Source organism: Pseudomonas sp. B10(2017), from assembly GCF_002113295.1.
Classification (GTDB): domain Bacteria; phylum Pseudomonadota; class Gammaproteobacteria; order Pseudomonadales; family Pseudomonadaceae; genus Aquipseudomonas; species Aquipseudomonas pudica.
Genome location: NZ_NEJU01000004.1, coordinates 61,638 through 81,847 on the forward strand (window position 1 = coordinate 61,638; position 20,210 = coordinate 81,847).

16 protein-coding genes are annotated in these 20,210 nt (G+C 63.8%); 5 read left to right on the forward strand and 11 right to left on the reverse strand.

Going from position 1 to position 20,210, the window contains the following annotated elements; genetic code table 11:
* The first annotated feature begins 14 nt into the window (after positions 1-14).
* The 4 genes from CAF92_RS06920 to CAF92_RS06935 all read left to right on the forward strand — a co-directional run bounded on the left by CAF92_RS06920 (position 15) and on the right by CAF92_RS06935 (position 6,329).
* Positions 15-1,691, forward strand: a complete 1,677-nt coding sequence (locus tag CAF92_RS06920) for an aryl-sulfate sulfotransferase (protein ID WP_085599931.1) — start codon at positions 15-17, stop codon at positions 1,689-1,691.
* Between the two features lie 338 nt (positions 1,692-2,029).
* Positions 2,030-3,472, forward strand: a complete 1,443-nt coding sequence (gene gabD / locus CAF92_RS06925; protein ID WP_015268576.1) for an NADP-dependent succinate-semialdehyde dehydrogenase — start codon at positions 2,030-2,032, stop codon at positions 3,470-3,472.
* 183 nt (positions 3,473-3,655) lie between these two features.
* Positions 3,656-4,933: a 4-aminobutyrate--2-oxoglutarate transaminase gene (gabT, locus tag CAF92_RS06930; RefSeq protein ID WP_023662096.1), complete on the forward strand. Its 1,278-nt coding sequence runs from the start codon at positions 3,656-3,658 to the stop codon at positions 4,931-4,933.
* A gap of 136 nt (positions 4,934-5,069) precedes the next feature.
* Positions 5,070-6,329, forward strand: coding sequence for a response regulator (locus CAF92_RS06935; protein ID WP_085599933.1), 1,260 nt, complete (start codon positions 5,070-5,072; stop codon positions 6,327-6,329).
* A gap of 130 nt (positions 6,330-6,459) precedes the next feature.
* Here CAF92_RS06935 and CAF92_RS06940 read toward each other — a convergent pair whose 3' ends face one another.
* On the reverse strand, positions 6,460-7,488 hold the full coding sequence (locus CAF92_RS06940; protein ID WP_046614550.1) for a sensor domain-containing diguanylate cyclase: 1,029 nt from the start codon (positions 7,486-7,488) through the stop codon (positions 6,460-6,462).
* A 100-nt stretch (positions 7,489-7,588) separates the two neighbouring features.
* Positions 7,589-8,773, reverse strand: coding sequence for a delta-9 fatty acid desaturase DesA (desA, locus tag CAF92_RS06945; RefSeq protein WP_046614549.1), 1,185 nt, complete (start codon positions 8,771-8,773; stop codon positions 7,589-7,591).
* Between the two features lie 146 nt (positions 8,774-8,919).
* Between desA and dibA the strand changes: the two genes are divergently transcribed.
* A complete protein-coding gene (gene dibA / locus CAF92_RS06950) occupies positions 8,920-10,815 on the forward strand; it encodes a phosphodiesterase DibA (RefSeq protein ID WP_085599935.1) in 1,896 nt (631 codons plus the stop codon).
* Between the two features lie 93 nt (positions 10,816-10,908).
* On the opposite strand, the gene CAF92_RS06955 is transcribed toward dibA, so the two are convergent.
* From CAF92_RS06955 to tcyJ, 9 genes are all read right to left on the reverse strand, one after another.
* Positions 10,909-11,553: a methionine ABC transporter permease gene (locus CAF92_RS06955; RefSeq protein WP_046614547.1), complete on the reverse strand. Its 645-nt coding sequence runs from the start codon at positions 11,551-11,553 to the stop codon at positions 10,909-10,911.
* Complete coding sequence (locus CAF92_RS06960) at positions 11,543-12,652, reverse strand: methionine ABC transporter ATP-binding protein (protein WP_085599937.1); 1,110 nt, start codon at positions 12,650-12,652, stop codon at positions 11,543-11,545. Before CAF92_RS06960 ends, CAF92_RS06955 begins: the two co-directional genes overlap by 11 nt.
* A 1-nt stretch (position 12,653) precedes the next feature.
* A complete protein-coding gene (locus CAF92_RS06965) occupies positions 12,654-13,454 on the reverse strand; it encodes a MetQ/NlpA family ABC transporter substrate-binding protein (protein ID WP_046614545.1) in 801 nt (266 codons plus the stop codon).
* Positions 13,447-14,838: an LLM class flavin-dependent oxidoreductase gene (locus CAF92_RS06970; RefSeq protein ID WP_085599939.1), complete on the reverse strand. Its 1,392-nt coding sequence runs from the start codon at positions 14,836-14,838 to the stop codon at positions 13,447-13,449. The genes CAF92_RS06965 and CAF92_RS06970 overlap by 8 nt, the downstream gene beginning before the upstream one ends.
* Positions 14,838-16,019 (reverse strand): SfnB family sulfur acquisition oxidoreductase, encoded by a 1,182-nt coding sequence (locus CAF92_RS06975; RefSeq protein ID WP_085599941.1) that lies wholly within the window; start codon positions 16,017-16,019, stop codon positions 14,838-14,840. Before CAF92_RS06975 ends, CAF92_RS06970 begins: the two co-directional genes overlap by 1 nt.
* Positions 16,020-16,171: 152 nt before the next feature.
* Positions 16,172-17,413 (reverse strand): SfnB family sulfur acquisition oxidoreductase, encoded by a 1,242-nt coding sequence (locus tag CAF92_RS06980; RefSeq protein WP_025337316.1) that lies wholly within the window; start codon positions 17,411-17,413, stop codon positions 16,172-16,174.
* Positions 17,414-17,739: 326 nt separating this feature from the next.
* Positions 17,740-18,498 (reverse strand): L-cystine ABC transporter ATP-binding protein TcyN, encoded by a 759-nt coding sequence (tcyN, locus tag CAF92_RS06985; protein WP_013970435.1) that lies wholly within the window; start codon positions 18,496-18,498, stop codon positions 17,740-17,742.
* A 2-nt stretch (positions 18,499-18,500) separates the two neighbouring features.
* On the reverse strand, positions 18,501-19,169 hold the full coding sequence (tcyL, locus tag CAF92_RS06990; protein ID WP_025337317.1) for a cystine ABC transporter permease: 669 nt from the start codon (positions 19,167-19,169) through the stop codon (positions 18,501-18,503).
* A complete protein-coding gene (tcyJ, locus tag CAF92_RS06995; protein ID WP_015268587.1) occupies positions 19,166-19,960 on the reverse strand; it encodes a cystine ABC transporter substrate-binding protein in 795 nt (264 codons plus the stop codon). The genes tcyL and tcyJ overlap by 4 nt, the downstream gene beginning before the upstream one ends.
* Positions 19,961-20,210: the final 250 nt, after the last annotated feature.

Here is a 20,210-nt window from a genome sequence, read left to right on the forward strand (position 1 = left end):
CAAGGAGCTATGCCATGAATGCCAAGACCGAAACCCCTGTATTGCCTGAAGGCGCCTGCCTGACCGCCAAGGTTCCCGAACGTGACGAGGCGCTGCTCGGCGACGTGGTGGTCAACCCGTATCGCCTGGCGCCGCTGACCGCGATCATTCGCGATGGAGGGCGCAGCCTGAGTGCCGCGCACGTGCGCGTGCTGGGGCGAGGCGAGCGCGGTGTGGACATTGCCTACGAGGTGTCCGACCGTTCGTTGTGGACCTATGGCGGCATCCCGGTATTCGGCCTGTACCCGGACCACGTCAACCATGTGGAGGTGACCTACAAGCTCGACGGCGAGCGCATCCGCGAGCAGTACCAGATCTACGCCCCGGCCGTGCGCCTGCCGGTGGTGGCCAGGCAGACCGCCGCCTTGCCTGAAGTGCAGCCGGTCAAGTTAGCGCCAGGTTTTGAAAAGCGCCTGTACCTGTTCAACCACCTGCAGGGGGACATCCCGGGCGGGCGCGCCTTCAAGTGGAATGCCCTGGGCGGTGCGGCGGAGTGGGACCAGGTGGGCATCAACTGGATCGCCGACAGCAATGGCGACGTGCGCTGGTACCTGGACATCGAGCAGATCCACGACTCCAACCGCCGCGATGGCCTGGGCGGCACCATGGGCTTCCAACAAACCCGCGATGGCAAACTGATCTGGGGCCAGGGCCAGACCTACTCCAAGTACGACCTGCTGGGCCGGCGTATCTGGCAGCGCAGCCTGCCCGACAAGTTCGCCGACTTTTCCCATGAAATCCGCGAGACCGCCAATGGCACCTACTTGCTACGTGTGGGCACCAGTGACTATCGCCGGCCCGACGGCAAGCGCGTGCGCTCGATCCGGGACCACATCATCGAGGTCAACGAGGCCGGTGATGTGCTGGACTTCTGGGACCTCAACCAGATCCTCGACCCGTACCGTGGCGACCTGCTCGAAACCTTGGGAAAGGCAGCCATCCAGTTGCCGGTCGGGGTACAGAAACAGGACGAGCGGCTGGCCAACGAACTGGCCGAGGGTGACCTGCCCTTTGGTGACACCCCGGGGGTGGGCACCGGGCGTAACTGGGCCCACGTCAATGCCATCGACTACGACGCCGATGACGACAGCATCATCGTTTCAGCACGGCACCAGGGCGTGGTGAAGATCGGTCGCGACAAACAGGTCAAGTGGATTCTCGCCTCGCCTCAAGGCTGGCCTGAGCGTCTGCGGGCGAAAGTGCTGACGCCGGTGGCGAGCGAAGACTTCGACTGGTCGTGGACCCAGCACACCGCCTGGCTGACCGGCAAAGGCACGCTGACCGTGTTCGATAACGGCTGGGGCCGCGACTTTGCCCCGACCAGGCTGACCGGCAACTACAGTCGGGCGGTGGAGTACCGCATCGACGAGGCCAAGGGCACGGTCGAGCAGGTGTGGGAATATGGCAAGGAGCGCGGCGACGAGTGGTACAGCCCGGTGACCTCGGTGGTGGCCTACCGTCCGGAGAGCGACACCCAGTTCATCTACTCGGCGTCGGTGAACTTCCTGACCCCGGAGAAACTGACCACCACCGTGCTCAACGAGGTGCGGCGCGGGACCCAGGAGGTGCTGGTGGAGCTGAAGGTGCACAGCCGACAGCCGGGCAGTGTGGGTTACCGCGCCTTGGTGATCGACCTGGCCAAGGCCTTCTGATCCGTCCCTTCCGGGAGGGCCGTCGGTCCTCCCATCACATTTCCTTCAGCTCGTTCTTCTAACCTGTACTGGCCTCTTCGCGGGTAAACCCGCTCCCACAGGTACTACACAGATTCTGGATTCTGCGGACATCCTGTGGGAGCGGGTTTACCCGCGAAGAGGCCGGTTGCCATTATGCAAATGATGAAATTTCCGCCAGGGTGTTCAACCATTCGTTCTTTTTTTCGAACAGCCTATTGTCCAACACCCCAGCAGCCGCTTAGCATTCGTTTGAGATTTCAAACGCTCGATGCCCTGCCTTGGGCGCTTTTCAACAATCAACAATTCGGGAAGCCGACATGCAGCTCAAAGACGCTCAGTTGTTCCGCCAGCAAGCCTACATCAATGGTGAGTGGCTGGATGCGGACAACGGCCAGACCATCAAGGTCACCAACCCGGCCACTGGTGAAGTCATCGGTACCGTGCCGAAGATGGGCACTGCGGAAACCCGCCGCGCCATCGAAGCCGCCGACAAGGCCCTGCCGGCCTGGCGTGCCCTGACCGCCAAAGAGCGTTCGGCCAAGCTGCGTCGCTGGTTCGAACTGATGATCGAGAACCAGGACGACCTGGCTCGCCTGATGACCACCGAGCAAGGCAAGCCGCTGGCCGAAGCCAAGGGCGAGATCGCCTACGCTGCTTCGTTCATCGAGTGGTTCGCCGAAGAGGCCAAGCGCGTCTACGGCGACACCATCCCGGGTCACCAGCCAGACAAGCGTCTGATCGTCATCAAGCAGCCAATCGGCGTTACTGCGGCCATCACCCCGTGGAACTTCCCGGCTGCCATGATCACCCGTAAAGCCGGCCCGGCCCTGGCCGCTGGTTGCACCATGGTGCTCAAGCCTGCCTCGCAGACCCCATATTCCGCCCTGGCCCTGGTCGAACTGGCCCACCGTGCCGGCATCCCGGCTGGTGTGCTGAGCGTGGTTACCGGTAGCGCTGGCGAAGTTGGCGGCGAACTGACCGGCAACTCGCTGGTCCGCAAGCTGTCCTTCACCGGCTCGACCGAAATCGGTCGCCAGCTGATGGAAGAATGCGCCAAGGACATCAAGAAGGTTTCCCTGGAGCTGGGTGGCAACGCCCCGTTCATCGTGTTCGACGACGCCGACCTGGACAAGGCGGTCGAGGGCGCGATCATCTCCAAGTACCGCAACAACGGTCAGACCTGCGTCTGCGCCAACCGTATCTACGTGCAGGACGGTGTCTACGACGCGTTCGCCCAGAAGCTGGCCGCCGCTGTTGCCAAGCTGAAGATCGGTAACGGCCTGGAAGAAGGCACCACCACTGGCCCGCTGATCGACGGCAAGGCTGTCGCCAAGGTCCAGGAACACATCGAAGACGCCGTTGGCAAAGGCGCCAAGGTGCTGTCCGGTGGCAAGATCATCGAAGGCAACTTCTTCGAGCCGACCATTCTGGTCGACGTACCGAAGACCGCTGCCGTCGCCAAGGAAGAGACCTTCGGCCCGCTGGCGCCGCTGTTCCGCTTCAAGGACGAGGCCGAAGTGATCGCCATGTCCAACGACACCGAGTTCGGCCTGGCCTCGTACTTCTACGCCCGCGACATGAGCCGTGTGTTCCGTGTTGCCGAAGCCCTGGAATACGGCATGGTAGGTATCAACACCGGCCTGATCTCCAACGAAGTGGCACCGTTCGGTGGCATCAAGGCTTCGGGCCTGGGCCGCGAAGGTTCCAAGTACGGTATCGAGGACTACCTCGAAATCAAATACCTGTGCATCAGCGTCTGATCGCAAGGTAACGGCTTTACCTCTGCCAGCGGGGCGCGAGAGCGACGTCTCGCTGGCCTTTTTTACATCGCAGTACCTGGTGGCCAGGGCGTTCACGGCAGTCGATCAACGAATACTGTTCGCGAGCACTCCCAGCCACCCCCGAATAAAAGCGCCACTCCAGACCGGCGCAATGAGGGCATTATGAGCAAGACCAACGAATCCTTGATGCAACGTCGTGTCGCCGCCGTCCCACGTGGCGTTGGCCAGATCCACCCGATCTTCGTCGATACCGCGAAGAACTCGACCGTGATCGACGTTGAAGGCCGCGAACTGATCGACTTCGCCGGCGGCATCGCAGTACTGAACACCGGCCACCTGCACCCGAAAGTGGTTGCGGCCGTGCAAGAGCAGCTGACCAAGGTCAGCCACACCTGCTTCCAGGTGCTGGCCTACGAACCCTATGTAGAGCTGTGCGAAAAGATCAACAAGCTGGTCCCAGGTGACTTCGACAAGAAGACCCTGCTGGTCACCACCGGCTCCGAAGCCGTTGAAAACGCCGTCAAGATCGCCCGTGCCGCCACTGGCCGCGCTGGCGTCATCGCCTTCACCGGCGGCTACCACGGCCGTACCATGATGACCCTGGGCCTGACCGGCAAGGTCGTGCCGTACTCCGCTGGCATGGGCCTGATGCCAGGTGGCATCTTCCGCGCCCTGTTCCCGAGCGAACTGCACGGCATCAGCGTTGACGACGCCATCGCCTCGGTCGAACGCATCTTCAAGAACGACGCCGAGCCACGCGACATCGCCGCGATCATCCTCGAGCCGGTACAAGGCGAAGGCGGCTTCCTGCCAGCGCCGAAAGAGCTGATGAAGCGCCTGCGCGCCCTGTGCGACCAGCACGGCATCCTGCTGATCGCCGACGAAGTGCAGACCGGCGCTGGCCGTACTGGCACCTTCTTCGCGATGGAACAGATGGGCGTTGCGCCTGACCTGACCACCTTCGCCAAATCCATCGCTGGCGGCTTCCCGCTGGCCGGTGTGTGCGGCAAGGCCGAGTACATGGACGCCATCGCTCCGGGCGGCCTGGGCGGTACCTACGCCGGTTCGCCGATCGCTTGCGCCGCGGCCCTGGCCGTGATCGAAGTGTTCGAAGAAGAGAAACTGCTGGACCGCAGCAAAGCTGTGGGTGAGCGCCTGACCACTGGCCTGCGCGAAATCCAGAAGAAGTACCCGATCATCGGCGACGTCCGTGGTCTGGGCTCGATGATCGCTGTCGAAGTCTTCGAGAAGGGCACTCACACCCCGAACGCTGCTGCCGTTGGCCAGGTTGTCGCCAAGGCTCGCGAGAAGGGCCTGATCCTGCTGTCCTGCGGTACCTACGGCAACGTCCTGCGTATCCTGGTTCCGCTGACTGCCGAAGACGCTCTGCTGGACAAAGGCCTGGCTATCATCGAAGAGTGCTTCGCTGAAATCGCCTGATGTGACGTGCTTCAGAAAAAACCCGCTTCGGCGGGTTTTTTTTGTGCCCAGGAAAGCCATGGGGCGCTATCGTTGTCGGAGGATTTGCTCAGGAAGCTGCGACGGACTGTGTGTCAGGGCTATTCAGGAGTTGGCGATGAACGATGCAGACCCCACCCCACCAAGCGTACTGATTGTCGAGGGCGACCCCTGGGTACGCGACATGCTCAGCGAAATGCTCCTGAGCGTGCGCTGTGATGCCCGCCTTCAGGTCTGCGCCGACGGCTCGCAGGCGTTGAGTGCGCTGTCCAGCAAACCCGACCTGATCATTGCCGCGCGCGAACTGGCTGGCGTCGATGGCCTCGACCTGTTGCGCAAGGTGCGCGCCAAAGGTCCGGGGTTGCCATTCATCCTCATGAGCAACCGCAGCGACAGTGCCAGTGTGCGCGAGGCATTGCCCCTGCACCCCACGGCCTACCTGAGCAAGCCGCTGAACCTGGACACCCTGCGCAAGCGCCTGGAAGAGCTGCTGCTGGCGGTTGGCGAAGAGATCGCCTGCCCTGTGCCCGCCTTGCAGGCTGGTGCCAGCCTGCCGGCCTACCTCGAACAGCGTCGCGCTACCGCCGATGGCGGGCCGCTGCTGGCCGATGTGCAAGTGGCGATCAAGCGCGCGCTCAACCCTCAGGGCCTGAACCTGAAAGTGCTCGAAGAGGAAGTGCAGGGCGACCCGCAGATCACCGCCGTGCTGATCGCTGCGGCCAACAGCGCAGCGCTGCACCGCGAAGCACCGGTGCAGACGTTGCTGCAGGCCTTGAACAAGCTTGGCAGCACCCAGAGCATGAACCTGATCCTGGGCATGACCCTCAAGCGCAGTGCGCGCCTCAGCGACCCGCTGCTGGCGCAGCATGCGGCCCGTTACTGGGAGTTGTCGCTGCACGCTGCCGAATATGGCCGCACCTTGGCACGCATGCTCGAGCTGGACGAAGGGCGTTGTTATTGCGCGGGGTTGCTGCATTGCCTGGGCGACCTGGCGGTGCTGCGCTGCCTGCAGGAATGGCGGCTGGCCGGGGGCGAGCTGGATGAGGACCAGGTGCAGCTGTCGCTCAATGAGTTCGGGGCCGCATTCGGCTCGGCGCTACGTACACGCTGGCGGTTGCCGCTGGGGTTGCGCGAGTTGATCGCGGCGATCTACCAGCTGGGCGGCGGGGTGTATTCGCGCGAGATCCTGGCCATGAACCTGGCCGGGCAGTTGGCGCGGCTGCCGGCCGAGCAGGGGCTGGAAAAGGTGGCCAGCAGCAAGACCGCTCGACTGCTCAAGCTTGGCCTGCCGGAACTGAGGCGGTTGCGTAAGGTGGAGAACCTGGAGGTGAAGTCGCAGGAAGAGCCGCCGTTGGCTGAGGCCGAGGTTTCCAGCTGAGATTTTGGAGCCGCTTTGCGGCCCATCGCCGGCAAGCCAGCTCCCACAGGTACTGCACAAGGCTGGAGGATTGCGCCGTACCTGTGGGAGCGGGCTTGCCGGCGATTGGGGTGCATAGCACCCCCAGGGCTCAACCGCGGACGATCTGGTTCTTGCCCTGCCGCTTGGCCTGGTACATCGCCGCATCGGCCCGGGCATACAGGCTGTCCAGCGCCGCGTCATCGTCCGTCAGCCCGGTCACCCCCTGGCTAACCGTCACGCCGTAGGTCTGCTCCCCATGGCTGAAGCTCAGCCGCTGTATCTGCCGCTGCAAGCGCTCGGCAATCTGCTCCGCGACCTGGGCACTGCAGCCCGGGAACACTGCCGCAAACTCCTCGCCACCAATGCGCCCGAACAGGTCACCTCGGCGTAGCACAGCCTTGCCGCTATCAGCGATCTGCTGCAACACCTGGTCGCCTTCCTGGTGGCCGTAGCTGTCGTTGATGCGCTTGAAGTCGTCGATGTCCAGCAGCAGGAAGGCCAGTGGTGTTCCATCTTCGCGGGCGTTGTCGAAGGCTTGCTGGGCGCATTCGAAAAAGTGCCGACGGTTGCTGCTCTGGGTCAGCACGTCGGTGGTGGCCAGGCGCTGAAGTTCACCTTCGAGCTGCTTTTTCTCGGTGATGTCTTCGGCGATGCCGACGATGATCACCCGGTCGCCATCGCTTTGCTGGTTGATGTAGCACTTGTCGCTCAGCCAGCGCAGCTGACCTTCGGCATTGAGGATTCGGTATTCGCGGTCTTCCACCGAACCCTTGAGCAGGACCTGGGCCAGGCTGCGCTCGGCGAACTCCAGGTCGTCGGGATAGATGCTGTCGCGCCACTCGTTGTAGTCGGCCAGCACCAGGCTGGCCGGGCGACCGAAGATGCGCTCGTAGGCGGGGCTGACATACAGCACCTGACGGGTTTCCCAGTCGAAGGCCCATAGCACCGCGTTGACGCTGTCGAGCAGCGAGCTGAACAGTTGCTCGCGCTCGCTCAGGCGGGCAACCTCGCCCTGGGCGTGGAGCAGCGCAAGCAAGGTCTGGGCGGCTTCGGGAGGCGGGGTGCCGGGCAGTGTCGTTGGAATGTTCTTGGCCATGTGCACGGAGCAGATCTCGGCGTGAAAGCGTGCGGCCAGCATCTGGCCCGCCACGCGGGCGATGTGCCAGATATGAGTGTGAACGAGAGGGCGAAGTTCCAGGAGGCACGCCCCGTAAACCGGGCGTGCCGATCAACGGCGGTCAGGCGCCGGTCGGGCGCAGGGAGTAGGTCTTGAGCTGTGCCGCGAAGTCGCGCAGGGCGTGGATGCCGCTGGTTTCCGCCTCGTGTACCCAGTCCTTCATGGCGGCCAGCATGTCGTGGCCGTTGGCGCTGGTACGCGCCCAGATCTGCTGCAGGGCCAGGCGTTTTTCGTAGATGGTCTTCAGCGCCTGACTGTGGGCAAGCATCGACTCGATGCGCACATGGTGGCGGTCTTCCAGCAGGCTTGTCTCGCGCGACAACAGGCGCTTGGCGCGGCGGAAGTGGTGGCGCAGCGAGGCATCGACGCGGGCCAGTTCCTGCTTGACCAGCGGGCCGATCACCAGCTTGCGGTACTGGGCCATGATCTGGAAACGGTTGTTGAGGATGGCCATGGCGGTGTCCATGTCCAGGCTGGCCTTGCCGGCCACCCGGTGGGCGATGGGCGCGACGCGCTGCACCTTTGCCAGGCGCAGCAGGCAGAACAGGCGGATCCACGCCCAACCCATGTCGAACTCCCAGCGCTTGACCGACAGCTTGGCCGAGTTGGGATAGGTGTGATGGTTGTTGTGCAGCTCTTCGCCACCGATCACGATGCCCCACGGCACCAGGTTGGTGGCGGCGTCGCGGCACTCGAAGTTGCGGTAGCCGAGGGCATGCCCCAGGCCGTTGACCACGCCGGCTGCCCAGAACGGAATCCACATCATCTGCACTGCCCAGATGGTGATGCCGATGGTGCCGAACAGCAGCAGGTCGATCACCGCCATCAGCGCGATGCCGCCCAGCTTGTAGCGCGAGTAGAGGTTGCGCTCGATCCAGTCGTCCGGGCAGTTCTTGCCGTAAATGCGCAGGGTCTCGGGGTTGCGTGCCTCTTCACGATAGAGCTCGGCCCCTTTGCGCAGCACCGTACTCAGGCCCTTGTGCACAGGGCTGTGCGGGTCGTCGGGGGTTTCGCACTTGGCGTGATGCTTGCGGTGGACGGCAGTCCATTCGCGGGTGTTCTGCGCCGTGGTCAGCCACAGCCAGAAACGGAAGAAGTGCTTGAGCGCGCCATTGAGCTCCAGGGCCCGGTGCGCGGAGTAGCGGTGCAGGTAGACCGTGACGCTGACAATGGTCACGTGGGTCATCAGCAAAGTGATGCCGACCAGTTGCCAGGCCGACAAGTCGAGCAGGCCGTTGTACCACATAGGTGCAGATACCCTCGAAATGCAGGGGGAAGGGCCGATTATCCCTTGGCTGGGAAATAAAACCAGTCAACCGTTCAGATAGGAGGTCACGGCATGTTTCAGCCTTTATAATGCCCCATCCTTTTCTATGGGCAATTGCACCCGACATGTCTGTTTCCGTTCGCGACGCCTTGCGCATGGCTGCGCTGTATGTGGTGCTCTCGGTCCTCTGGCTGACGCTGGCCGAGGTGTTGTTGCACGGCATGACCGACGATCCTCTGGCACGGACCGTGGGCCGACAGATCAACTTGGTGGTCTGGGTGCTGCTCAGCGCTTTGCTTATCTATGTTTCGCGGGTGCGGCTGCTCGACTTCATCGGCGTTGGCGCGCGTATGCGTGGCGAAGACCGTGAACGCCTGCGCATGGCCGCAGCGGTGTTCGACAGCACACTCGAAGGCGTGTTGGTGACCGATCGCGATGGCCTGATCGTGCACGTCAACCGAGCCTTCATGCGCATCACCGGCTACCAGAAGGACGAGGTCATCGGCCAGCGCCCGAACAAGTTCAAGTCGGGCCGCCATGGCTCGGCGTTCTACCAGCAGATCTTCGCCACCCTGGCGGAAAAGGGCGAGTGGAGTGGGGAAATCTGGAACCGGCGCAAGAGCGGCGAAATCTACCCGCAATGGCAGACCATTTGCGCCATCCGCGACGATGAGGGCGAGCTCAGCCACTACGTGGCTGTGTTCAGCGACATCAGTGCAATAAAGCATTCTGAACAGGAGCTGGCCTACCTGGCCCACCACGACCCTCTGACCGGCCTGCCCAACCGCCTTCTGTTCAACGACCGGGCCGAGCAGGCCCTGGCTGCAGCCCAGGCCAACAAGCGTGGTTGTGCCCTGCTGTTGCTGGACCTGGACCACTTTCAGAGCATCAACGATGGCCTCGGCCACACTATTGGCGATCAGTTGCTGAAACTGGTGGGTGAGCGCCTGGGTGAGGTGCTGGGCAGCGGCGTGACCCTGGCGCGCCTTGGGGGCGACGAATTTGGCGTGCTGGCGGAAAACTGCCATGAGGTCGGCCAGGCGGGCAAGCTGGCGCAGGGCATCATCGAGCGCATGCGCCAGCCGTTCCTGTTCGACGGTCACCGCCTGTTCATCAGTGTCAGCGTGGGCATCAGCCTGTTCCCCAGCGATGCCTTGAGTGCCGAGCAGTTGCTGCGCAATGCCGACTCGGCGTTGTACAAGGCCAAGAGCAACGGGCGGGCCTGCTATGCGCTGTACACCGAAGAGCTGACCGCCCACGCACAGCACCGGGTCGAAACCGCCGGCGAGCTGCGCCGGGCCCTGGAGCAGGACGAGCTGCGGGTGTTCTACCAGCCGGTGCACGACCTGACGACCGGCCGCCAGGTCGGCGTCGAGGCGTTGGTGCGTTGGCAACACCCCCAGCGCGGGCTGGTGCCACCGGGCGAGTTCATCCCGATTGCCGAGCGCACTGGGTTGATTGCCGAGATCGACGCCTGGGTACTGCGCCAGGCGTGTCGGCAGATGGTACGGTGGCAGGGTGAAGGGCGGCAGCTGGCGTTCGTGGCGGTGAACATCTCCAGCCGCCTGTTTGGCCAGCACGAGCTGTACCAACAGGTGGCCGAGGTACTGCGCGACACCGGCCTGGCCCCGGCCTTGCTGGAGCTGGAGGTGACCGAGAGCGCGGTGATGGAGGACCCGGAGGTGGCCCTGGAGCAGTTGCATCGCCTGCGCGAGTTGGGGGTGACTCTGGCTATCGACGACTTCGGCACCGGTTATTCATCGCTGCTGCGGCTGAAGCGCTTGCCGGTGCAGAAGCTGAAGATCGACCAGGGTTTCGTTGCCGGGTTGCCGCTGGATGAAGACGACATCGCGATTGTCCGGGTGATCATCGCCCTGGCCCGCAGCATGGGCATGCAGGTGCACGCCGAGGGCATCGAGCAGGCAGAGCAGGCCAGCTTCCTGCTGCATGAGCTTTGTCAGCTGGGGCAGGGGTACTGGTTCGGGCGGCCGGTGCCTGCCGGGGATTTGCGCTGGGGTTGAAGGCCTCTTCGCGGGCATGCCCGCTCCCACAGGTATATCGTTGTATTCAAGCCCTGTGCAGTACCTGTGGGAGCGGGCGTGCCCGCGAAGAATTCAGCGCTTGTTCAAGCCTTTCGCCAACCGGTCTCCACCCAGCTGGATCAACGCCACCAACGCCACCAGCATGGCAATCACGGTCAGCATGATCTGGCTGTCGAAGCGCTGGTAGCCATAGCGGTAGGCGATGTCCCCCAGGCCCCCTGCACCGATCGCTCCGGCCATGGCTGAGGAGTTGATCAGGGTCACCAGGGTAATGGTGAAGCCCCCGACAATCCCCGGCAGCGCCTCTGGCAGCAGCACATGCCAGACAATGTGCCAGCGTCGGCAGCCCATGGCCTGTGCTGCCTCCACCAGGCCGTGGTCGACTTCGCGCAGGCTGACCTCGGCAATCCGCGCGAAGAACGGCGTGGCGGCAATGGTCAGCGGCACCACCGCCGCCCACACGCCATAGGTGGTACCCACTACCAGGCGGGTGAAGGGGATCAGCGCGACCATCAGGATCAGGAACGGGATCGAGCGGAACAGGTTGACGAAGGCTCCCAGTACGCGGTTCAGCAGCGGCGCCTCGAAGATCCCGCCCTTGTCGCTGGTAACCAGCAGCACTGCCATCGGTATTCCCACCAGCAGAGCGATCAGCGACGACACGCCGACCATCAGCAGGGTATCGAGCAAGCCTTCCAGCAAGCGATCAAGCCACATGGCCCAGTACCTCCACGTCCGCGGCCCAGCGGCGGGCGCGCTCCAGCAATTGATGAGTGTCGTGCGGCGAGTGCTGCACCGACAGGATCAGCTGCCCCAGGGCATGCTCGCCGATGGTTTCCACCCCGCCCTGCAGCAGTCGCACACGGCCGCCAAGGTCATTGAACAGGGCAGTCAGTTCGGGCTCGCCGAACAGGGTCAGCCTCAGCACCACAGCACTGTCGCGGCTTGCCGGGCTGGCCCGCAGGCTGGCTTGCAGCGCGGCTGGCAACCTGGCCTGCAACGGTGCCAGCAGGGTACGGGTGACTTCGTGGTGCGGTGAGCCAAACACCCGCCAGACCTCACCCTGCTCGACTACTTCTCCACGTTCCAGCACCACCACCCGGTGGCAGATATCGCGGATTACCGCCATCTCGTGGGTGATCAGCACGATGGTCAGGCCCAGGCGCTGGTTGATGTCACGCAGCAGTTCGAGAATGGACGCGGTGGTTTCAGGGTCCAGCGCCGAGGTGGCCTCGTCGCACAGCAGGATCTCGGGGTCATGCACCAGCGCCCGGGCAATGCCCACGCGCTGCTTCTGTCCGCCGGACAGCTGCGCCGGGTACACGTGGTGCTTTTCCTGCAGACCGACCAGCTCCAGCAGTTCGCGCACCTTGCGCTGGCGTTCGGCCTTGGCCACGCCGGCCACCTTCAGGGGCAGTTCGACGTTCTGCCACACGGTCTTGGCCGACATCAGGTTGAAGTGCTGGAAGATCATGCCGATGCGCCGACGCAGGGCTACCAGGTGGTCCTCGTCGAAGGGCGCGATGTCCACCTGGTCGATCAGCACCCGACCCTGGCTGGGTTGCTCCAGGCGGTTGATGGTGCGCAGCAGCGATGACTTGCCGGCGCCGCTGCGGCCTATGATGCCGAAGATCTCGCCATGGCGGATGTTCAGGTCGATGCCTTGCAAGGCCGGTTGCGCCTGGCCCGGGTAGGTCTTGCCCAGGCCGATGAAGCGCACATGGGCTTCATTGACCTCCGGGCGCAAGGCCTGCTCCCTGGCCGTTGGCGGCAGTGGTTGTGCGGTGGGCGCCCGGAGCGCGCTGGCCTGGCTCATGTCAGCCCTCCCAACCGGCCTGGTAGAGCTTGCCATGGGCCTTGTCCAAGGCTGCCCGCACCACTGGCGAGTGCTGGTAGATGTCGACGAACCTGGCAAGGCGCGGGTCGTCCTTGCTTTGCGGTCGAATGACGAACTGGATCACGTATTCCTTGTTCTCCAGCCCGTCGAACAGCAGTGCGGAGCCGGCGTCGAAGCTGTTGGCCAGGCGGATGTAGGCCGGATAGCCCTGAACCAGGTCGGCGTCGTCATAGGCGCGTACCAGCTGTACGGCCTCGACCTGAAGGATCTTCAGTTTCTTCGGGTTGGCGACGATGTCGTCCTCGGTGGCCTTGTAGCCGACCCCCGGCTTGAGGGTGATCAGCCCGGCCTTGGCCAGCAGCTGCAGGCCACGGCCGCTGTTGATCGGGTCGTTGGCGATGGCCACGCTGGCACCTTCGGGCAGGTCGGCAAAGGTCTTGTACTTTTTCGAGTACAGGCCGACGTTGTTGATGATGCCCGGGGCGTAGGGCACCAGGTTGAAGCCCGCGGCTGCCTTGGCGTTTTCCAGGAATGGGATGTGCTGGAAGTAGTTCACGTCGATGTCGCCGCTGTTGAGGCTGACATTAGGTGCGATCCAGTCGCTGAACTCGACCAGCTTCACTTCCAGGCCTTGCTTGTGCGCTTCTTCCACTGCGGCTTCCAGCGGGATGGCGAAGGCCGAGGTGGTGCCGATCTTCAGCGGTTCGGCAGCCAGCGCGCTGGCAGTCAGGCCGAGGGTGAGGGCAATGGCCGCGACGGGCCGGAACAGGTTATCAAGCATGGTGCAGGGCTCCAGTCGGGGCAGGGGTAGAGGTAAAGCGGTAAGCCGAGCCAGGGTGGTCGGCGGGCAAATGCGGGTGGTCGGCCTGGAACAGTTTTTCGCGCAGGGTGCCTTCGGCGTAGGCGGTCTTGTAGCGGCCACGTTGTTGCAACTGCGGGACGACCAGGTCGATGAAGTCCTCGAAGCTTTCCGGGGTTACGGTGCGGGTCAGGTTGAAACCGTCCAGGCCGGTTTCATCGATCCAGGCGATCAGCTGCTCGGCCACCTGCTCGGGAGCGCCGACCAGGGTCACGTAACGGCCACCCAGGGCGTGCTGCTGCAGCAGGCGCCGGCGGGTCCAGGCGTTGTCCTGCAACTGGCGCGTGGCTGACTGGATGGCGTTGCCCTGGCTGAAGACAATCGGCTCGTCCAGGGCGTAGGCGGCGAAGTCGATGCCGGTGGACGCTGCGAAGTGCGCGACCCCGGCCTCGGCGCTGGCATGGCGCAGGTACTCGGCATGCTTGGCCTGGGCCTGCTGCTCGGTGGCGGCGACGATCACCGTGATGCCCATGAACACCTTGACCGCTTGCGGGTTGCGGCCAGCGGCCTGGGCGGCGGCGCGCACCTTGTCGACCTGGGCGCGGGTGGCGGCCTTGTCCTGGCCACTGATGAACACGCATTCGGCATGGTTGCCTGCGAAGGCCAGGCCACGCTGCGAGCTGCCGGCCTGGAACAGTACCGGTGTACGTTGCGGCGAGGGTTCGCACAGGTGGTAACCATCGACCTTGTAGAACTCGCCCTTGTGATCGACCTTGCGCACCTTGTCGGGCCTGGCATAGATGCGCTGCTGGCGGTCGGCGACCACGGCATCATCGGCCCAGCTGCCTTCCAGCAGCTTGTACAGCACCTGCAGGTACTCGTCGGCCTGGTCGTAGCGGCGGTCATGCTCGGGTTGCTGCGCCAGGCCCATGGCCCGGGCGGCACTGTCGAGGTAGCCGGTGACGATGTTCCAGCCCACCCGGCCATTGCTCAGGTGGTCCAGGGTGGAAAGGCGGCGGGCGAACAGGTACGGCGCTTCGTAGGTGAGGTTGGCGGTAAGACCGAAGCCGAGGTGGCGGGTGACGGCGGCCATGGCCGAGACCAGCAGCAGCGGGTCGTTGACCGGCAGTTGGATCGACTCCTTGAGGGTGACGTCCAGCGACTGGCCGTAGATGTCGTAGGTGCCGACGATGTCGGCGATGAACAACCCGTCGAACAAGCCGCGCTCCAACAGGCGCGCCAGGCTGGTCCAGTAATCCAGGGTCTTGTACTGGGTCGAGGTATCCCGTGGGTGGGTCCACAGGCCGTGGTTGATGTGCCCGATGCAGTTCATGTTGAAGGCATTGAGCAGTATCTGTTTGGCCATCAGATGGTCCCCCGGCGTGGTGGGTTGGCATCGTTGAGGTAGTAGTTGCCGATGGCGTGGTACTTCCAGCGCACCGGGTCGTGCAGGGTGTGCACGCGGGCGTTGCGCCAGTGGCGGTCGAGGTTGTGTTCGGCCAGGGTGGCCTGGCTACCGCCCAGTTCGAACAGGGTGGTGCCGGCTGCGAGGGAAATCTCGGTGCTGATGGCACGGGCCTCGGCCACCGCGATGGAAGCGGCGGCCACATTGTCGGCAGTACTGTCGTCGCGGGCGCGGTCCAGGTGTTCGCCGGCGCGCTCGAGCAAGGCTTCTGCAGCGTGCAGGCGGATCGCCAGGTGGCCGAAACTCTTCAGCGTCAGCGGGTCATCGCTGGCCTTGTCCAGGCCGGAGTCGACCCAGGGGCGGCTGCGCGTGCGTACGAAGTGCAGGGCATCTTCGTATGCGGCGCGGGCGATGCCGGTGTCGATGGCGGCATGAAGTATCTGCGCCAGCGGGCCGACCGGGGTGGGGCGTTCGAAGGCGCTCTGGAACGGCAACACGTCGGCGGCGCTGACGTATACGTTGTCGAACACCACCGAGCCGCTGCCGGTGGTGCGCTGGCCGAAGCCGCTCCAGTCGTCGATCACTTGCAGGCCCTTGCTGTCGGCCGGGACGAAGGCCAGGTGCTGCACGCCCTGCTCATCGACCACCGAGGTGGGAATGCGCTGGGCGTAGATGGCGCCGGTGGAGTAGAACTTGCGGCCGTTGATGCGAAAGCCGTCGCCGTCGCGGGTCAGGCGAGTGGTACGCTCGTTGGCGGTCTTGGTGCCCAGTTCGGCCAGGGCGTTGCCGAAGCGGCTGCCCGCCACTACTTCGGCGTACAGGCGCTTTTGCTGCTCGGGTGTGCCGTTTACCCGCAGCACTTCCAGGCTGTAGAAATGGTTTTGCGGAATCTGCCCGAGCGAGCCGTCGGCCTGGGCGATGCGGGCGATGACCTTGGCCAGGGTGACGTTGGACACGCCGGCGCCGCCGAAGGCCCTGGGCACGCTGATGGCCCACAGGCCGGAGCGGGTGAACAGCTCCAGTTCGGCATGCGGCAGGCGGCGCTCGCGGTCGCGCAGGGCGCTGTCGCGGCGCAGGTTTTGGGCGACTTCTTCGGCGACGTTCAGGGCTTCGGTGTCGTTGGCGATGATTGTAGTAGTCATGTTGTTCTCCGGGGCCTTAGGGGCCGCTTCGCGTCCCAATCGCCGGCAAGCCAGCTCCCACAGGGACAGCACAGGTCTTGAAGGCAGTGCAGGACCTGTGGGAGCTGGCTTGCCGGCGATTGGGCTGCAAAGCAGCCCCCAGGGCCCACAAATCAGATCCAGGAATGCCGTGCAGGCAAGGTGCCGTTGAGGTGGTATGCGCCAACCGCGTGGTACTTCCAGCGCACCGGGTCATGCAGGGTGTGCACCCGGGCATTGCGCCAGTGGCGGTCGAGGTTGAACTCGGCGAGGGTGGCGCGGCTGCCGGCCAGCTCGAACAGCTTTTCGCTGGCCTGCAGGGCAATCTCGGTAGTCAGCACCTTGGCCTCGGCCACCGCGATCGAAGCTCGCGCCGCGCTTGCAGCATCGATCGGCGCGGCGTTGACTTCGTCGAGGACTCGCGCGGCCTTGCGCAGCAGCGCTTCGGCGGCGTGCAGCTCGAGCTTCAGGCGGCCAATGTCGGCGATCACATAGGGGTCGTCGCTGGCGCGGTCGACCTTGGCCTCGATCCATGGCCGAGCCTTTTCGCGCACGAAGCTGATGGCGTCTTCGATCGCCGCTTCGGCGATGCCAGCATCGATCGCCGCCTGGATCAGCTGCGAGGCAGCGCCCTGGATGTTGGGAATGTCGCGCTGGCGCCAGTTGTCGATCACCAGGTCGGCATCCACCGGTACCTGGTCGAGCAGCACGGTGCCGCTGGCAGTGGTACGCTGGCCGAACCCGGACCAGTCATCGACGATGCGCAGCCCCGGGCTGCCTCGGCGCACGAATGCCAGGCGCTGGCGGCCTTCGTCGTCCAGTGCCTTGACCGCCACCCAGTGGGCGAACAGGGCACCGGTGGAATAGAACTTCTCGCCGCTGATGCGATAGCTGTCGCCGACGCGGGTGATCCTGGCCTTGAGGGTCAGGGTGTCCTTGGTGCCGCGTTCGGGGCCGGCATTGCCGATGCGCCAGCCATCGAGGACGCTGCGGAAGATCACCGCCTGCTGCGCCTCGGTGGCAGTCAGGCGCAGCAGCTGCAACATGCCGAACTGGTTCTGCGGGATCTGCCCCAGGGCCGGGTCTGCGGCGCTGATCAGACGGAACACTTCGGCCACGGTCTCGAATGACACATCGGGGCCGCCATGGGCCTTGGGAACGCTGATGCTGCCCAGGCCGCTACGGGTGAACAGTTCGATCTCGGCCCATGGCAGTTTGCGTTGCTGGTCGCGGCGGGCGGCCTGCTCGCGGGCGACCTCGGCCAGTTCGCGGGCCGCTTGCAGGGCTTCAGCGTCGTTGCGCAGTACCTTGGCCGGCAGCAGCAGGGGCGAGCTGTCGAGATCGCTGTGGAATTGGGTATTTGGTTGGCTGGACATCAGTGCCGCTCCTTGGCTGCACTCAATGCCCTGGCGTTACGCACTGGGGTGATTGTGATCCTGACCATTCCTGACCTCACAAAAAAGTAGTGCCGCTACAGCTGATCGCGACAGATATGTGCTGGTCCGGTGGTCCGGTTTATATACCCTAATGCTTTATAAAAAGTTTATGAACTAACTCTTTGGAATATGTATAGAAGGGGGATTTTGCTGCGGATGTGCCGGCCTCTTCGCGGGCACGCCCGCTCCCACAGGTACAGCACAGATCTTGAAATCGGTGCCACACCTGTGGGAGCGGGCGTGCCCGCGAAGAGGCCGCAACAGGTTTACTCGGAGGCAGCAGTCCCCAGGAACTTGCGCAAGAACTGCCGGGTACGCTCTTCCTTCGGCGCCGCAAACAGCGCCTTGGCCTCGCCCTGCTCCACGATCACGCCCTTGTCGAAGAAGATCACCCGGTTCGCCACGTCGCGGGCAAAGCTCATCTCGTGGGTAACGATGATCATGGTGCGCTTCTCCTCGGCCAGGCCGCGGATGGTCGCCAGCACTTCACCCACCAGTTCGGGGTCCAGCGCCGAGGTCGGCTCGTCAAACAGGATCACCTCCGGTTCCATGGCCAGGGCGCGGGCGATGGCAACCCGTTGCTGCTGGCCACCGGACAGGCGCCGTGGGTAGGCGTCTTCCTTGCCCGCCAGGCCGACCTTGGCCAGCAGGCGCCGGCCCAGTTCGATGGCCTGCTCGCGCGGCGTCTTCTTGACGATCACCGGCCCCTCGATCACGTTTTCCAGGGCGGTGCGATGAGGGAACAGGTTGAAGTTCTGGAACACGAACCCGGCCTGCTGGCGCAAGCGGCGAATCGCACTTTGCTGCCCACCTAGCGGGCGGTTGGCGTCGATGCTGATGTCGCCAATCTGGATCTGCCCGGCATCGGGTGTTTCCAGCAGGTTGAGGCAACGCAGGAAGGTGGTCTTGCCCGAGCCGCTGGGGCCGATGATGGCCACCACTTCGCCGGGCTGCACGGTCAGGTCGATACCGTTGAGCACGGTCTGGCCCTTGAACCGCTTGGTCAGGCCTTTGACTTCAATCATGCTCAATGCTCCTGGTCATGCTGGTTGACTCGCGCTTCCATGCGGTTCTGGAAGTGCGCGAGGATGCTGCACAGCACCCAGTAGATGACCGCTACTGCCACGTACATCGTGAACACTTCGAAGGTGCGTGCGGTAATCAGCTGGGCCTGGCGGAACAGCTCGGGCACCTGGATGGTCGCCGCCAGGGCGGTGTCCTTGACCAGCGAGATGAAGCTGTTGCCCAGCGGCGGCAGTGCGGTACGCAATGCCTGAGGCAGGATCGCCCGGCGCATGGCCTGGACGCGGGTCATGCCGATACTGGCGGCGGCTTCCCACTGGCCGCGGTCGATCGAGGAAATCGCCGCGCGCAGGATTTCGCAGATGTAGGCAGCCATGTTCAGCGACAGGCCGATCAGCGATGCCGGGATCGGGTCGAGCTCGATGCCGATCTGCGGCATGCCGAAGTAGATGACGAACAGCTGCACCAGCAACGGCGTGCCGCGGAAGAACGACACGTAGACCCGCGCCAGCCAGTTCAGCGGCAAGATCTTCGACAACCGCATCAGTGCCAGGGCAAAGCCCAGCAGCAAGCCGAAGAACATGCCGCCAACACTGAGCAGCACTGTATAACCCGCGCCCTTCAGCAGGAAGGGCGCGGAGTCGACAACGAGTTGCAGGCTTTCAGCAATCATTTGGTGACATCGGCACCGAAGTATTTCTCGGACAGCTTGGCCAGCGTGCCGTCAGCCTTGAGCTTGTCCAGCGCCTTGTTGATCGCTGCCAGCAGTTCCGGCTCGCCCTTGCGCAGGGCCACGCCGCTTTCCAGGCGCGAGAATGCATCGCCGGCCAGTTCGGTGTCCTTGGCTTTTTGCGCGTATTCCAGCGCGGCCAGGCGGTCGATCAGGATGGCGTCGATACGGCCGTTGCGCAGGTCGGCGAACTTGCTGGGGTCGTCTTCATAGGTGCGCACATCGGCTTGCGGCACATCCTTCTTGACCCATTGCTCGTAGTTGGTGCCCAGGCCCACGCCGACCTTCTTGCCAGCCAGGTCTGCGGCCTTGTGAATGTTCAGCTGCTCGGCCTTCTTCTTCAGGATCAGTGCCTGGATGCCGGAGATGGTGTAAGGCTCGGAGAAGTCATACTTTTTCTTGCGCTCTTCGGAAATGGTCACCTGGTTGATCACCACGTCCAGGCGCTTGGATTCCAGGGCGGCGAGGATGCCGTCCCACTTGGTCGGCTGCACCTTGGCCTTTACCCCCAGCTCCTTGGCCAGCAGTTCGGACAGCTCCACTTCGAAGCCGGTCAGCTTGCCGTTTTCGTCCTGGAAGCTGAACGGTGGGTAGGTGCCTTCCAGGCCGACGTTGATCACGCCTTTTTCCTGGATGGTCTTCAGCTGCTCACCGGCGAAGGCCTGGCTGAGCAGGCCGGCACCCAGCAGAAGTGCCAGGCTGGCGTTGAGTAGCGGTTTGGCGAATTTAGACATTTCAGAGCCCCGCGCTTGTTGTGTAAGTAGTGGGTGGCGACTATAGGGTCGGCTGCTTAGGCCAGGAAATACTAAAAAATTATTTTGTTATTTCCTTTTTGTGCTCTGCCAGGTGCTGGCTGCTTTGAGGGTAGGCGAGGTTGCCTGCTCCGTCATCGCGGCTTATGCCTGACTTAGCGCAGGATGGAATAAAGCGTTGTTTTTTCCAAGAGATGGATTTGCCGTAGAGTGGATTACATGTAAGCAGGTC

Excerpts from the sequence above, each read along its gene's own strand:
- CAF92_RS06920 (WP_085599931.1), top strand. The coding sequence starts at position 15 with ATGAATGCCAAGACCGAAACCCCTGTATTGCCTGAAGGCGCCTGCCTG.
- gabD (WP_015268576.1), top strand. The coding sequence starts at position 2,030 with ATGCAGCTCAAAGACGCTCAGTTGTTCCGCCAGCAAGCCTACATCAAT.
- gabT (WP_023662096.1), top strand. The coding sequence starts at position 3,656 with ATGAGCAAGACCAACGAATCCTTGATGCAACGTCGTGTCGCCGCCGTC.
- CAF92_RS06935 (WP_085599933.1), top strand. The coding sequence starts at position 5,070 with ATGAACGATGCAGACCCCACCCCACCAAGCGTACTGATTGTCGAGGGC.
- CAF92_RS06940 (WP_046614550.1), bottom strand. The coding sequence starts at position 7,488 with ATGCTGGCCGCACGCTTTCACGCCGAGATCTGCTCCGTGCACATGGCC.
- desA (WP_046614549.1), bottom strand. The coding sequence starts at position 8,773 with ATGTGGTACAACGGCCTGCTCGACTTGTCGGCCTGGCAACTGGTCGGC.
- dibA (WP_085599935.1), top strand. The coding sequence starts at position 8,920 with ATGTCTGTTTCCGTTCGCGACGCCTTGCGCATGGCTGCGCTGTATGTG.
- CAF92_RS06955 (WP_046614547.1), bottom strand. The coding sequence starts at position 11,553 with ATGTGGCTTGATCGCTTGCTGGAAGGCTTGCTCGATACCCTGCTGATG.
- CAF92_RS06960 (WP_085599937.1), bottom strand. The coding sequence starts at position 12,652 with ATGAGCCAGGCCAGCGCGCTCCGGGCGCCCACCGCACAACCACTGCCG.
- CAF92_RS06965 (WP_046614545.1), bottom strand. The coding sequence starts at position 13,454 with ATGCTTGATAACCTGTTCCGGCCCGTCGCGGCCATTGCCCTCACCCTC.
- CAF92_RS06970 (WP_085599939.1), bottom strand. The coding sequence starts at position 14,838 with ATGGCCAAACAGATACTGCTCAATGCCTTCAACATGAACTGCATCGGG.
- CAF92_RS06975 (WP_085599941.1), bottom strand. The coding sequence starts at position 16,019 with ATGACTACTACAATCATCGCCAACGACACCGAAGCCCTGAACGTCGCC.
- CAF92_RS06980 (WP_025337316.1), bottom strand. The coding sequence starts at position 17,413 with ATGTCCAGCCAACCAAATACCCAATTCCACAGCGATCTCGACAGCTCG.
- tcyN (WP_013970435.1), bottom strand. The coding sequence starts at position 18,498 with ATGATTGAAGTCAAAGGCCTGACCAAGCGGTTCAAGGGCCAGACCGTG.
- tcyL (WP_025337317.1), bottom strand. The coding sequence starts at position 19,169 with ATGATTGCTGAAAGCCTGCAACTCGTTGTCGACTCCGCGCCCTTCCTG.
- tcyJ (WP_015268587.1), bottom strand. The coding sequence starts at position 19,960 with ATGTCTAAATTCGCCAAACCGCTACTCAACGCCAGCCTGGCACTTCTG.